At 43.7% G+C, this 13,953-nt stretch carries 11 protein-coding genes and 1 pseudogene; 4 read left to right on the top strand and 8 right to left on the bottom strand.

The genetic code is table 11. The features are described from left to right. Positions 1-14: 14 nt before the first annotated feature. Genes MHN02_RS17770 through MHN02_RS21710 form a run of 6 tightly spaced genes read right to left on the bottom strand, consistent with a single transcriptional unit; the run spans position 15 to position 8,038 of the window. Complete coding sequence (locus MHN02_RS17770; protein WP_014947937.1) at positions 15-845, bottom strand: CheR family methyltransferase; 831 nt, start codon at positions 843-845, stop codon at positions 15-17. A 3-nt stretch (positions 846-848) separates the two neighbouring features. Further along, complete coding sequence (locus MHN02_RS21715; RefSeq protein ID WP_272492225.1) at positions 849-3,749, bottom strand: methyl-accepting chemotaxis protein; 2,901 nt, start codon at positions 3,747-3,749, stop codon at positions 849-851. A 51-nt stretch (positions 3,750-3,800) separates the two neighbouring features. Beyond that, complete coding sequence (locus MHN02_RS17755) at positions 3,801-4,304, bottom strand: chemotaxis protein CheW (RefSeq protein ID WP_239247548.1); 504 nt, start codon at positions 4,302-4,304, stop codon at positions 3,801-3,803. Beyond that, positions 4,301-6,394 (bottom strand): chemotaxis protein CheW, encoded by a 2,094-nt coding sequence (locus MHN02_RS17750; RefSeq protein WP_239247546.1) that lies wholly within the window; start codon positions 6,392-6,394, stop codon positions 4,301-4,303. The genes MHN02_RS17755 and MHN02_RS17750 overlap by 4 nt, the downstream gene beginning before the upstream one ends. 37 nt (positions 6,395-6,431) lie before the next feature. Beyond that, a complete protein-coding gene (locus MHN02_RS17745; protein ID WP_014947933.1) occupies positions 6,432-6,797 on the bottom strand; it encodes a response regulator in 366 nt (121 codons plus the stop codon). 56 nt (positions 6,798-6,853) lie between these two features. Next, positions 6,854-8,038 carry a methyl-accepting chemotaxis protein gene (locus MHN02_RS21710; RefSeq protein ID WP_075177585.1) on the bottom strand — a complete coding sequence of 395 codons (1,185 nt, stop codon included), beginning with the start codon at positions 8,036-8,038 and terminating at the stop codon, positions 6,854-6,856. Positions 8,039-8,452: 414 nt separating this feature from the next. Here MHN02_RS21710 and MHN02_RS17735 point away from each other — a divergent pair, with 414 nt between their 5' ends. Then, positions 8,453-9,166 carry an HAD family hydrolase gene (locus MHN02_RS17735; protein WP_014947931.1) on the top strand — a complete coding sequence of 238 codons (714 nt, stop codon included), beginning with the start codon at positions 8,453-8,455 and terminating at the stop codon, positions 9,164-9,166. A 180-nt stretch (positions 9,167-9,346) separates the two neighbouring features. Here the strand turns inward: MHN02_RS17735 and MHN02_RS17730 are convergent, their stop codons facing one another. Then, a complete protein-coding gene (locus tag MHN02_RS17730) occupies positions 9,347-9,856 on the bottom strand; it encodes a hypothetical protein (protein WP_014947930.1) in 510 nt (169 codons plus the stop codon). A gap of 780 nt (positions 9,857-10,636) precedes the next feature. Between MHN02_RS17730 and MHN02_RS17725 the strand changes: the two genes are divergently transcribed. Then, positions 10,637-11,926: a tyrosine-type recombinase/integrase gene (locus tag MHN02_RS17725; RefSeq protein WP_014978046.1), complete on the top strand. Its 1,290-nt coding sequence runs from the start codon at positions 10,637-10,639 to the stop codon at positions 11,924-11,926. Positions 11,927-12,549: 623 nt separating this feature from the next. On the opposite strand, the gene MHN02_RS17720 is transcribed toward MHN02_RS17725, so the two are convergent. Beyond that, positions 12,550-12,945: an ion channel gene (locus tag MHN02_RS17720; RefSeq protein ID WP_014978045.1), complete on the bottom strand. Its 396-nt coding sequence runs from the start codon at positions 12,943-12,945 to the stop codon at positions 12,550-12,552. Between the two features lie 121 nt (positions 12,946-13,066). Here MHN02_RS17720 and MHN02_RS17715 point away from each other — a divergent pair, with 121 nt between their 5' ends. Then, the gene (locus tag MHN02_RS17715) at positions 13,067-13,597 is read left to right on the top strand and encodes a DUF305 domain-containing protein (RefSeq protein WP_239247544.1); all 531 of its coding nucleotides are present in this window, start codon (positions 13,067-13,069) and stop codon (positions 13,595-13,597) included. Further along, positions 13,590-13,853: pseudogene (locus MHN02_RS17710) on the top strand (glutaredoxin); the annotation flags it as partial. The gene MHN02_RS17715 and the pseudogene MHN02_RS17710, both read left to right, overlap by 8 nt. Positions 13,854-13,953 lie beyond the last annotated feature (100 nt).

Below are 13,953 nucleotides of genomic sequence, written 5' to 3'. Positions count from 1 at the left end.
ACTGCAAATTCCTTTTAAACGACTGGCCGATAAATGGTTTTCCCCATGGGTGCGACCAGTTCAGGATACATCGTGAAGTTCTCAGAGTGCCCTGCGACATACATCCCGTCATTGCACATCAATTTAACCATGCGCGCTAAAATTTTGCGCTGCGTGGGTCGATCGAAATAAATCATGACGTTACGGCAAAAAATCACGTCCACTGGCGCATCCACACACCAGTTTGGCGACATCAAATTTAGTGGTTCGAACTGCACCATTTTTCTCAGCTCATCCACTACTCTTACTCTTCCGGTTTGTGCGCCTTTTCCCCTATAGAAAAATTGCGTTTTATAATCGTAAGACAGCTGACTGATACTGTTTTGGGCATACACTCCTTCCCGAGCCTTTTGCAGAACTTTACTGTCGATATCAGTGGCAAGTATTTGTACATTGGGAGTAAAGGTGCCAAACACCGACGCCACTGTCATTGCAATACTATAAGGCTCTTCGCCAGTGCTGCTTGCGGCACACCAAATACGCTTAGTTTGAGGTCGCTTTGTCAGGTAATTGGCGAGTGCGTCAAAGTGATGTGGCTCTCTGAAAAATGCCGTGAGGTTAGTGGTGAGCGCATTAATGAAGTGTTCCATTTCATCTTTACAGCTTCCTACATACGCTAAGTACTCTTTAAAGCTGTGTATCTCTAGTGCACGCAGCCGCCTGGCAAGGCGGCTGTATACCATCGCATCTTTTGAATCAGCTAAGTTAATTCCGGCTTGTTTAAACAGCAGGCTTTTAACCCGTTCAAAATCTCTTCGGCTATATGGAAATTCCCTTTGCGCATCCGTGCTTTGTAGAGCGGTCATACACTAAAACGCCTCCCAATCTGACGCATCTGGTGCCGCTGGGTTCAGCGCTTTCATTCGCTGCTTGGGCACTTCACGCTCTTTAGGTAATGCTTTGCTGCCGTTTAGCGACTGAATGTCAGCATTCTGAGTGGGCTTGCGACTACTTCCCACTTTGAACACAGACACCCGTTGGGCTAGTTCACCCGATTGCTGTCTCATACTGTCTGCAGCCGCTGCTGCTTGTTCAACTAACGCAGCATTTTGCTGAGTCATTTCGTCCATTTGCACCACCGCATTGCTCACTTCCTGTATTCCGGTGGCTTGCTCAGACGATGCCGCTGCAATTTCAGACATAATGTCGTTAACGCGTTTAATTGCAGTGACTATGTTGGCCATGGTTTCCCCAGACTTATTCACCAACACGTTGCCATCACCAATTTTATCGACCGACGCAGAAATTAGTGCCTTTATGTCTTTTGCCGCCTCGGCAGAACGCTGCGCTAGCGTTCTCACCTCAGAGGCAACAACGGCAAACCCGCGACCTTGCTCGCCCGCTCTTGCAGCTTCAACTGCTGCGTTCAGTGCGAGTATGTTAGTTTGGAAAGCAATGCCATCAATAACGCCGATGATGTCAGATATACGCTGGGCAGAGTCGTTAATTTCACCCATGGTATGCACTACTTGTTCAATGACCTTTCCGCCTTCAGATGCTACTTCTGACGCCTGGCTTGCCAAGCCTTTTGCTTGATCGGCATTCTCTGCGTTCAGCTTCACTGTGCCCGTTAACTCTTCCATGGCTGACGCTGTTTCTTCTAAGCTAGACGCTTGCTGCTCGGTACGACTAGACAAATCGGCGTTGCCGGTGGCGATTTCATTTGAAGCCGTATCGATGGTTTCCACAGCGGTGTGAATTTTCACTATGGTGTCGCGCAGTTCACCAATAAAGTGATTAATAGATTCGCCAAGCACCTTAAAGTCACCTTCTAATGGCTCTTCTATCGTTTTCAGTAAATCACCGTCTGTTAGACTTGCCATAATAGACTTAATGCTTTCTACCGCTAAGGTTCTTCCTGTCACGTCCGTGGCATATTTCACGACTCTAAACGGCGTGCCGTTTTGGTCTAGGATTGGGTTGTAAGAGGCTTGAATGTAAACTGGTTTTCCTGACTTGTTGAAACGCTTGTATTCTCCGCTAGCATAAACGCCTTGGCGCAATTGCTCCCAGAATGCTGCGTATTCAGGGCTGTTTTTGAAACCAGGCTCCACAAAAATACTGTGATGCTTTCCTTTCACTTCATCTAGGGTATATCCCATCGCGGCTAAGAAGTTGCTGTTTGCGTTTAAAATAACCCCCTCAAGGTCAAACTCAATGACGGCCTGTGACTTACTAATGGCATTTAATTGGCCTTCAAAGTAGGCGTTTTTCAACTTCTCTTCGGTAATGTTAGTCGCGTATTTGACCACCCTAAACGGGTTGCCATTCATGTCTTCTATAGGGTTGTAAGAAGCTTGGATCCAAACGGCTTTTCCTGCTTTGCTTACGCGCTTAAATTCTCCTGAGAAGAAATTACCTTCTTTAAGTTCAGACCAAAAACGCTGGTACGACTCTGACTGTCTGGTTTCTTCATCCACAAATAGTTGGTGATGTTTACCTTTGATTTCGTCTAGTCGGTAGCCCATGGTGTTGAGGAAGTTGTCGTTAGCAGTAATGATAGTGCCGTCGACATCAAACTCGATCACAGCCTGAGATTTGCTGATAGCGTTAATTTGTCCTTCGAAATACGCATTTTTTAACTTGTCTTGCGTTACATCGGTGGCAAATTTAACGACTTTAAATGGCTTACCCGAGCTGTCGAAAATGGGGTTGTACGATGCGCGGATCCATATTTCCCTGCCACCTTTTGCAATGCGTTTATACTCACCCTCACTGTGCTCTCCGGCTTTTAAGCTTTGCCAAAAAGCTGCATATTCAGCGCTTAACTTATAGCTTGGGTCGACAAACATACTGTGATGCTGCCCTTTAATTTCTGACAGGCTATAGCCCATTGCGGCGAGGAAATTTTCATTGGCATTTAAAATGTTCCCCTCAAGATCAAACTCGATCACGGCCTGTGATTTCTTAATGGCCGTAATCTGCCCTTCGTAGTCAGCATTTTTTTGTTTTTGCGCTGTAGTATCAGAGGCAAACTTGATGATGTAATCTACGTCACCGTTGTCATCAAATACTGGATTGTAGGTCGCTTGAATCCACACCTCTTCGCCTTGCTTGTTTATTCTGCAAAACTCTCCGCTGTGTACATCGCCACTTTTAAGCTTTTGCCAAAACTGTTTGTATTCGTCGCTTTGTGCATAGTTACTGTCGACAAAAATACGATGATGCTTTCCCACCACCTCACTTTCGCTATAACCCATTGCGGATAAAAAGTTATCGTTGGCGGACAAGATTTCGCCATCTGTCGTAAACGATATCACCGCCTGGCTTCGCATAATGGCATCGACCATACCTTTGTTGCGTTTATTTTCAGTGTTGTCCTGCCACTCGGTGACATAAAGCTGAGTGCCATTCTCGTCTATCGTTATTGTAGATGCACTTACACAAAAGCCGTGCTCAGCAAGAGAAACGAGGTGCTTATCGCCCGAAGTATGGGTAAGTAAATAAGACAGGTTTTCTGAAGCGCTGGCCCCATTTGCAATGTCGTCTATGTGCTTTCCTGATAGTGAAGACTCACCATCGTTGACAGTAAAGTCCTTAGGGTAGGCCTTTGTCATTCGCAGGAATGCGGGAGTGTGGTAGTGAATACCCCCCGACTTGTCGATAACCAACAAGTTTGAGGCACTGGCCTTTAGGATATTCGACTTCAATAGCGAGTCGTGCTTCGCTATTTTTAACTCTTCGCCGTTCAGAAAATTAAATACGCCCATAACTAATATTTCCCAATGTCAGGTGTTTCCGTTTAGTGAAGGACCTTGTAACTACGCGTCGTCTATTACGCTCTCAGGTGCGACTAAACCCAGCTCTTCGCTGGTTATTAAGCTTTCTATGTTCACCAGAATGACCATGTTTTCATCTACATCAGCTAAGCCGTGTAGATACCTGCTGTCAAAAGCTACGCCAAACTCTGGTGGCGGAAGTACTTGTTCTTCAGACAAGCGAATAACATCGGATACACCATCTACCACGATGCCAACAATACGCTCTTGAATATTCAGCATTATCACTATTGTGAAGTCGTTATATGTGGCCTCGCCGACGTTAAACTTAATGCGCAAGTCCACGATAGGAACGATGTCACCACGCAAATTAATCACGCCTTTTATGAAGGCTGGCGCATTCGCAATCTTAGTGACTTGTTCGTACCCTCTAATTTCTTTTACTGTGGTGATGTCCAAGGCGTAATGCTCATCGCCAAGCACAAAACTTAAATATTCTTTGTCCTGTCCGCCGGTAACCGCTTGATGCAAGGCAGTTTCACTCATGAAAGTAACTCCTCTATTTGACTGGAGGTATACGTTGTAGCAATGGAGTCTGCATCGATAATAAGTGCGACTTTTCCGTCGCCCATAATGGTTGCCCCCGCTATTCCAGCCACCTTACGGTAGTGCTCTTCTAAGCTTTTAATCACCACCTGCTGCTGACCGACGAGTGCATCAACCAAAACACCAAAGCGTTTTTTACTGCTTTCAAGCAACACCACAATGCCTTCTGTGGGAGAAAGCGCGGCATCCTCTACTTCCATGAAGTCGTAGAGGGGCACCAAAGGCCAGTATTGATCTCGTATATAGAGAACGGTGTCGTTGCCCAAGGTCTTCAGCTGCTGCTTAGTAGGCTGGAAGGATTCAATAATATTTAAAAGTGGGATCACGAAGATTTGCTTACCCACCGACACACACATGCCATCAACTATGGCTAGCGTAAGCGGCAGGTGAATGAAAAACGCTGAACCTTCACCGGCACTAGACTCGATATCGATACGACCGCCTATCGATTCGATATTGCGGCGCACCACATCCATACCTACCCCTCTTCCCGATACATCGGTAATGGCTTCGGCAGTTGAAAACCCAGGTTGGAATATAAGCTGCCATACTTCTGAATCAGGCATGTCATCAGATACGGTGAGCCCGTTACTTCGCGCTTTATCGAGAATTTTGTCGCGGTGAAGACCACCGCCATCATCAATAATGCTGATAATAATGCTACCGCCTTTCTGCTCGGCACTTAGAATAACCGTGCCTTTTTCTGGCTTGCCAGCAGCGACGCGTTTGTCGGGCATTTCTATGCCGTGATCGATGCTGTTGCGAACGAGATGGGTAAGGGGGTCGACAATCTTTTCAATTAAACTTTTATCAATTTCCGTGCTGCCTCCCTGGAGTACCAGTTCTACCTGCTTACCTAACTTACCTGCCAAATCTCTTACTAAGCGCGGGAAACGATTAAAGGTTGCGGTTAGCGGGAGCATGCGCATAGACATCACTGATTCTTGAATTTCCCGGGTGTTTCGCTGCAACTCATCAATGGCTAGCTGCAGCCGCTCGCCAACTTGCCCTTCAACGTCTTGCCCTATCATAGACAGCATAGACTGGGTAATAACCAGCTCTCCGACTAAGTTAACCATGGCATCAATTTTAGTGGTGTCTACACGAATAGAGGCCGATTCACGGGCAGTGCTCTTTTTCGCTGGCGGTTTTGGTGGCGTTTTGACTTGTGTTGTAGTGGGGGCAACGCCACTTGTTGGCGCTTTATCATTGTTAGATGTTGTTGCTGTATTCGATTGAGTACTGGCGCTTTGCGCGTTATTACTACTCGCAATTTCTAGGGAAGTATTGATATTGGTAGCTGACGGTGCGTCTTCGAAAAAACCGAAACCCTGCTCTACTTCAGCTGTTTCGGCTTTAGTCGATGCAGTTTGTGCGCCAACTGTATTATTCGATATTTCATCATCGAAGAAGCCAAAGCCGTCATCGTCATTATTCTCACTTTTAGTGTTGTCGCCGTGAGAGAGCGCTTCGTTAACTGGTTCGTCGTCGAAAAAACCAAAACTGTCGTCAGCGGCTTCAATAGCACTATTAGGCTCATCGTCAAAGAAACCAAAGCTGTCGTCCTGAGCGCTTTCGTTTTGCGCATTCACGCTTACTTCTGAAGAATCGTCACCATCGCCTGAGGTTGCGTCTGTAGATTGACCGTTGATTACGCCATTTAGAATTTTAATGCGCTCGGCAATACTGTCTTCTGGTACGGGGGTCTCATCGCGGTAGGCGTTAAGCGTGTCTTTTAAAACATCGAGAGTTTCTAAAAGCACATTTACAATGTCAGCGGTAACACTAAGCTCATTGTTGCGGGCTTTATCTAACAAGTTTTCCATCACATGCGTTAAATTCATCAACGCATCAAAACCGAAAATACCGCTGCCACCTTTAATCGAATGGGCAGCGCGAAAAATGCTATTCAGCTCTTCAGGATCAGGGGATTCAACATCTAAACTCATCAATAGCTGTTCCATATCGTCGAGATGCTCATCGCTCTCGTCGAAAAACACGCCATGAAACTGTTCTATATCGATGCTCATTCCGAATCCTTCCAGATTTTAGGAGTGGGTGGGCGATTTAGCCCAGCACGCGCTTCGTTACATCAAGAAGCTTGTTTGGATCGAAAGGCTTTACCATCCAGCCTGTGGCGCCAGCGGCTTTACCTTTTGCTTTCATATCGTCGCCTGCTTCTGTAGTAAGCATAACAACAGGCGTTCTGCTGTAAGTCCCCAAACCGCGCAAATTTTTTATAAGCGTAAGGCCATCCATTCGTGGCATATTCTGATCGGTTAAAACAAAATTAAATTGCTGACTTTTGCATTTATCTAACGCATCTTGCCCGTCTTGGGCTGTCGTAACGGTATAGCCCGCACCTTTTAGGGTCATTTCTACCATCTGACGAATGGATACTGAATCGTCAACAACTAGAATGTGTTTGCTCATATGCTCACTTCTCCAAAGTAGGTCATTACTGACTGTGCTTCCTGTTCCTTGCTTAGCTAGAACAATTCGACTTCCCCAGCGTCCATAGATGTTGCAGACACAGGGTTGTGGTCATTTTTCCCTTTCGCAGCGAGTCCTTTTTGGTACTCGTTTAATGCACTGACGAAACGCTCGATATTGTTGGCGTCTAACGTCGCCAACTGCTCTAAAATGAACTTGATCATATCTTGGGTATACTGAATGTGTTGGCCGTTGATATCGCCAAATTGCATACCCCGAATGGCCGCATTTATCGACTCGTCAAGCTGAGAGCCAATGTCTTCAATCTGTTTAGTGGTTACAAGGTCAGCCTCCGCTTTCTTGATAATCTCAGACAACTGCTCACTGATATGTGATTTAGCATTAACCACCTGAGAAATATCCTGCGACGCTACAAATTCAGCGGTGTCTGTGAGCTTATCTACCAGACTTCTTATGTTCTCGACCTGGGTTTTAATCACATCACTAAACTGAGTGGAGCGAGTTGAGAGCGCCCTGACTTCATCAGCAACAACAGCGAAGCCACGACCAGCCTCACCTGCTCGCGCCGCCTCTATGGCCGCATTCAAAGCAAGTAAATTAGTTTGCGCAGCGATGTCATCAATACCACTCAGTGCTTCAATTACCGTAGGCATGGCCTGTTGAATGGTTTGCACTTGCTCCATTAGGTGCTTTGTCGACGACGACATCTGTTCTGTAGAATCAATGAATTGCGTTAGTGTTCCATCGGTTTCGCGGGCGAAATTGCGCATTCGGTCGGAGTAAGACTGCGTATGCGCTTCGTCCACACTTAGCAGATCTTCAATACACTCAATTTGTTGAGAAACTAGTGATTTCAAACTGCTAAAGGCGTGAGACAAAGTTTCTACTGCGTCATCCTGCGTTGATTTGATGTCCGATAAATTGGCGTCACAAGTGCCAAGTGAAACACTTAACCCCTCACTGGCTTTTTCAATATCAGCATTTCTGCTTGCCGCCATATCCGCAGCACTATTCTCTGTCGGGTATATCTCGTCGCTTTCGCTGTTACTTTTTGAGTGAATAAGGGCACAAATCACCACTGCGCCGGTTAGCACAGCGAGAGCGGCTAACGCCGATACTGAAAAGTAGAGCACCCACGAAGCGATAACTCCAATACCTGAAATAGCAAATATGGTGTTTACTGCGCTCTGCTGATTTGAAGATGTGTTGTTAGCTGACAAAAAACTCTCCTTGAGAATTACGCGCGGCTTAGTTTCACCCTGAACATTCAACTGCCGGTTGCTTCTTTTAGACAAAGGCAGTTGAACGAAGCAGCTAGCTTCCTATCATTATTAACAGTTCGAAGTTTCTCACTCCGCTTAAAATCACAGGTGTTAAGCCAAAAACTATCTCTTTAAAACACAGAGCAATGGCGCGTTACCTCTTTTAAAAAGTAACAACGTTATATTTCGCTGCGTTTTTACATATGAAGTAAGCGTAGTACCCATTTTGAAAAGTAGGCAAGAACATGCATAAGTTTTTTATTAAAAAAGCGTTTTTTGGCTTTAACTGCGCCTAAAAAGCGCAAACTAGTTCTTATCAGGCTTGCTTTCAGAGTATTTGGCGTAATTCCACTATGCGACAAGTGCGCGACTATGCAGGTTGCTCTTTCTGAAATCGAAACATTCATGTGCGACTATGGTGCACACCACTCCCTAGTAATTTATCCATACATGCCATTAATTATTTTTGATTTCGACAACTGCTTAGCTCCGGGCAATAGTGTAGGTGAAGACATATTGCTACCTCTATTCGATGTCATCGAGTCAGATAAGAGTAACGATTTAACTCCCTCTATGAGACAAGAAATGCGTCTGGATTTTTGGCGTAAACCTTTGGACTATATTGTTGAAAAATATAAGTTCTCTGAGCATTCAAAATCTGCGAGTTATGCTTACTTTTCGCAGTTGAGTATTGCGCACCCTATAGAAGGCTATGAAGACACTCATTTAGTTAATGCGTTTGAAGAGGTGAAGCTACTTGTAACTTCTGGATTCCAAAAATTTCAACATTCGAAAATTCGCCAATTGGGCGTTGAAGGTGCTTTTGAAGACATTTACTACGATGACCCAGGTAACCCGCCTAGAAAAGGCAAAGCATTCTACTTCGACATCATAGCCAAAAAATATAATACAGCTCCGAGTGAGGTATGGGTTATTGGAGACAGTGAGGAGTCAGAAATTAGTGCGGGTAATAGTTTAGGTATGAAAACGGTTCAGATACTTCGACCGGGCGTTAAAAAGTCACCAAAGGCACAATTCCATGTGTCTTCGCTTCAAGAGTTTTTAAGTTTGGTACAGATGTCTTAGCGCTTGTGTGTTCGTCATCATCAATGACTTGAGGTGTTAATTGGCCTTTCAGCCCCGCTTCATGCTGCTTAATATTGGAAACTATCTGTTCATTTCGATTTCATCGATAAGCCCCACTAGGGGGCATAATCATGCCCGAATTCATCTATATCGTGAATCCATTTATTTGGGGCCGGTCAATTATGGATCCAAACTATCAGCATCAGGCAAAGGTGTGTATTTGTATCCAGTCAATACCCAAACTCCATTCATATATGTATAAGTCCACTCCCTGGTTCCATCAGCTCTAGTCTGCTTGACTGTTTGCTTATCACCTCCTTTCGGAGCTGGATCAGGATTTGGAACACTGTTAAAGGTTTCCAAAGAGCTTTCGGTTCCTTTATTAGACTTACCTACACCCGTACAGAAATGTTTCTTACTTATCAAAGTATAAGGTTCGTCAAGGGCAAACGTGTTAGTGCTAATTGCTTCATACATTGCATCAATCAGCCCAGAACTGAGAGTAGGGGTGCCTTTTTCCTCTATCACTTCAGTACTACAAACCGTTTTTGCTAAGGTAGAACCGGAAAATACAATAGATGAAACCACGAAGAATGTTACATAAGCACCTAATTTAAATACAATTGGCGACTTCACACGTACTCGATGGCTTTTATTCGAAAACAGAAAACTATGAATATACTTAAGCATCGTAATTAAACTCCCTTTTAATTTAAATTGTGAAAATCTATAACGAAAGTCTAGTCATAACTCATACAAGACTCCAAACGCAAGACGCAAGACGCAAGACACAAGACACAAGACGCAAGACACAAGACACAAGACACAAGACACAAGACGCATTAAATCAAACCTCGACGATTAAGTGCATCAAGTTACTTAGATTAAAAGTCAATAAGTGCACCACTCGCTAAATTAAGTACCCTTTCGTAGGTATTAACGCAGAATTTGGCATAACTGGATGGTTAAAGCACTAGAGAAATAACTTTTATCAGAATAGTTTTTGGAAAAACCGGATTTAATTGAAAGCTCGGGGCTGGTTGGCCGAAATCAAAAAAGCCCTCGCGTTTCTGCAAGGGCTTAAATGATGGTGCCTCGACCCGGGATTGTAACGCGCGGTGCAGCCGCAGGGGCACGTTAGCGTGTGCCTGTGTTTTTCAACCGCCGAGATCAAAAAAGCCCCGCATTTTCATGCAGGGCTTTCTGAATAATGGTGCCTCGACCCGGGATTGTAACGCGCGGCGCAGCCGCAGGGGCACGTTAGCGTGTGCCTGTGTTTTTCAACCGCCGAAACCAAAAAAGCCCTCGCATTTCTGCAAGGGCTTAAATAATGGTGCCTCGACCCGGGATCGAACCAGGGGCACGCGGATTTTCAATGCAAATAACCACTCTAAAGCATTGAAAATATGCAACTTTTAATTTCTTTGCAAATTCTTTGCAAAGAGAGCTCTTTTCTGTTTTACTGGCGCTATGGCAAAACAGACTGAAAGACACGACATAAACGACGAGCTGTATATCTTTAAACAAGATAACAGTGAGCGCTGGTATGCGCGATTTATACTAACCAATCACAAAAAATGGCTCTGTAAATCAACTAAGAAGAAAGATAAAGACGAAGCTATCGCCATGGCACATCGAATCTTCTTAGACCACCAAATTAGACACGAAAATAACACACTAGTCCAAAGTAAGCGATTCAAAGACGTAGCTGACCGCGTCATCGAAAAGCTTGAAGAGCAACTAGAACACGGGGGCGGTAAACGCACCTATAAAGACTATATTCGAGCGTTAGAAAACTACCACATCCCCTACTTTTCGCGTACGTTTATCACCTCAATTGACCAAGAAGAAATATCTAAGTTTGATGAGTGGCGTAAGGGACGAATGAAGAAGTCTCCAGCCTCCTCTACATTATTAACTCACAATGCTGCTCTTCAGCTCGTTTTTAAAGAAGCTATTGAGCAAAAATGGATGATCGCCGCTCAAGTACCTGTTCTTTCTTCGAAAGGTGGAACAGGCACACGTCGTGCGGCTTTTTCTGAAGAAGAGTATGATGTTATCCTCAACGAAATATATGAAGGTGAGCAAAACGCTCATAGTGAAAAGACCCGTCAAATTCGTGAGTTACTATACGATTACTGTGAAATAGCAGTTAATACCGGAATTAGGCCCGGCACGGAGATGGAACACCTAACTTGGAAAGATATCGAGATTAAAACTCAAGGTTCAAAAGCTCAATTTTTCATCAATGTCTCTAAGGGTAAAACAACAAAATATACGGGACCGCGTAAAGTAGTTTGCAAACGTGATGTGATAGGAGCCCTAACGAACCTACGAGAACGCTTTCCATTGCGCACACCCAATCAAAAGCTATTTTTGCTAGCAAGTGGCGAGCCCACAAGGCAATTAGGTAAGGCATTTGAGAAAGCTCTTCAAAGTTCCGGATTAAAAGAGTCACCCAGAGGACCTCGAACGCTGTACTCTCTCCGACACACTTACATTACGTGGCAGCTTCTCAACGGAACCAGCATAGACGTAATTACGCGTCAATGTGGAACCAGTACAGAAATGATCGAGCAGCATTACAGTCATGTAAAACCCGAGATGTTTGCAGATGCATTATCTGGAGTTACTTTTGATAAAGAAGAACCAAAAGCATTGTCTAAGAAAACCTTACATAGACGCGCAAAGACCGCAGAGCGCGATGAAAAACGCTTCAAGGAATGGGTAGAAGAGTATAAAAGGCGTGGGTGTATTTAGTCCACCATATAGGAGATAAGGTTACTTTTTTGTCGTTTAACGGTGGCTTCTTCGGTTGCTTTTAAAAATAAAGAATAGTTATTGAAGATATGTAAATTTAATCAATGCGCTCTAAAACCAAACGAAAATCATAACTCAGTAAAAAATTCAATTACTAGTATTGATTCATAATCTTCGAAAGTCTGCAGGAAGAACCTCAAAACCCGCAAAAATGTCCGTAAGAGAAGTAAATAGCACAGCGCAGCTCGTATGTTCATCTGTTTGAACTCAAGCTGTAACTGCTTTTGGAAACTAGAGTTATCAGGGATGAAGGAATTACCGAAGTTGTGCGTATGCTCCTATAGTAATCCCAAATATATCTGCATAAGCGACTCGAATAAAAGCGCCAAGATCATAGCCCAGATTTAAATCAGTTTTGAGATAATAAAGTCAGCTTTCAACCGTGCTTTTGGTTCTGAAACGTTTGCTAAGCTATACCCTCAAACTTCTTTAAGAGAGAAGCAAAGAGTGCTCTATTGTTCGCTTTTTAGTATCTAAAAAGACAATAATTTGCGAAACATTGTTTCATTAAAAACTAGTCCTGACGGGTGAGGTTTACATCTTCTCAGGTTACAGTTTTTACATTACATATGCTTGAACACTTTCGATGCTGAACAGCTTATTAGTAGAAACCCTGTAGCCGATTCAACTCCTGCTATCATTCGTAGATGTCCGTCCGGCTCGATACTTCCAAGACCCAATGTAGTAATCGTAGTTAGTGAAAAGTAAAAAATATCCATGGAAGTGGCAGGTTGCTTAAAATCGCCGAGCTCGAAATAAAGTCCAATTTCATACGCCAGAGTAAAAATGACTGCTAGTAAAAGTTGGCTCGAAATGGCAATAACGACTACCGACAGTGTTTTTATCCAAGCTCCCTTCAATCTCTCGCTGATATTGTCCGCGACTACTGAAATATTAAAAAGATGCAGCCCTACGCAGCTCAACAGCGCAGCTAAAACTATTAATATAGACAAAAACATAATATTTCCTTGTTGGTACAAAACTTGACTAGTTAAGATTGATTGGTTTGTAACCTCTCTCAAGCTTTCTTTTGTTAGAAAGATCTACAAATATTAACTATTTCTTAAGTAAGGATTACATATGAAATACTCTAAGTTCGCTGCAATGATAATAACTTCAACTGTAGCGATGTTTTTAATGATGTACTTAAATACCTACGCTATCTCGCATGTCTGGTTCAGTGAGACAAGGACTTATATGGCACTCTATATGGGGGCAGGCATGGCGATTATAATGTTAGCTTTCATGTTAGGTATGTATAGCAACAAGAAACTCAATACAGCCATTTTTATAATAGCGGCACTTACTTTCGCCTTGTGTATCTATCTTGTTCGTTCACAAAGTACCATTTCAGATACCGCTTACACGAAAGCAATGATTGCTCATCACTCTATAGCTATTTTGACTAGTGAGCGTTCTAACCTTGAAGACGTTCGCGTACGAGAATTAGCAAACGGCATTATTAAAGCTCAGCGAAAGGAAATAAAGGAGATGGAGTGGTTGATAGAGGATATAAATAAGAATGGCAAGGTAACAACTCAGGAACAGGCCGAACAGCGTCCAATTCCTCAATTTGAAGGTAAATTGAATAAAGGAAAGGAAAATGAGTAAGAAAGCTATCCTATATAGAATGGTTACTAAAGAGCACATTTGCCCTTACGGTTTAAGGTCAAAAGACTTACTAGAGCGAGAAGGCTATTTAGTAGAAGACAATCATCTTACTTCACGTAATGACACCGATGATTTCAAGCAAAAGCATGGTGTAGAAACGACGCCTCAAACCTTCATCGAAGAAAAGCGAATTGGTGGATATGATGAGCTTCGTAAATACTTCGGGAAAGGAGAAGCGGGGCAGAACGGAACTACTTAGAGCCTGTAACAGATTCTGTGTAACTGCCATTAGTTAATATGCTTTTCGAGGCGTTCCTCGAACTCGATAATAAAACGACTCATCGCCTGACGCCAGT

The organism is Alteromonas sp. CNT1-28 (assembly GCF_022348345.1).
Lineage (GTDB): Bacteria > Pseudomonadota > Gammaproteobacteria > Enterobacterales > Alteromonadaceae > Alteromonas > Alteromonas macleodii.
This window is presented reverse-complemented; position numbering and strand designations above follow the sequence as displayed.

Excerpts from the sequence above, each read along its gene's own strand:
- MHN02_RS17770 (WP_014947937.1), bottom strand. The coding sequence starts at position 845 with ATGACCGCTCTACAAAGCACGGATGCGCAAAGGGAATTTCCATATAGC.
- MHN02_RS21715 (WP_272492225.1), bottom strand. The coding sequence starts at position 3,749 with ATGGGCGTATTTAATTTTCTGAACGGCGAAGAGTTAAAAATAGCGAAG.
- MHN02_RS17755 (WP_239247548.1), bottom strand. The coding sequence starts at position 4,304 with ATGAGTGAAACTGCCTTGCATCAAGCGGTTACCGGCGGACAGGACAAA.
- MHN02_RS17750 (WP_239247546.1), bottom strand. The coding sequence starts at position 6,394 with ATGAGCATCGATATAGAACAGTTTCATGGCGTGTTTTTCGACGAGAGC.
- MHN02_RS17745 (WP_014947933.1), bottom strand. The coding sequence starts at position 6,797 with ATGAGCAAACACATTCTAGTTGTTGACGATTCAGTATCCATTCGTCAG.
- MHN02_RS17735 (WP_014947931.1), top strand. The coding sequence starts at position 8,453 with ATGCAGGTTGCTCTTTCTGAAATCGAAACATTCATGTGCGACTATGGT.
- MHN02_RS17730 (WP_014947930.1), bottom strand. The coding sequence starts at position 9,856 with ATGCTTAAGTATATTCATAGTTTTCTGTTTTCGAATAAAAGCCATCGA.
- MHN02_RS17725 (WP_014978046.1), top strand. The coding sequence starts at position 10,637 with ATGGCAAAACAGACTGAAAGACACGACATAAACGACGAGCTGTATATC.
- MHN02_RS17720 (WP_014978045.1), bottom strand. The coding sequence starts at position 12,945 with ATGTTTTTGTCTATATTAATAGTTTTAGCTGCGCTGTTGAGCTGCGTA.
- MHN02_RS17715 (WP_239247544.1), top strand. The coding sequence starts at position 13,067 with ATGAAATACTCTAAGTTCGCTGCAATGATAATAACTTCAACTGTAGCG.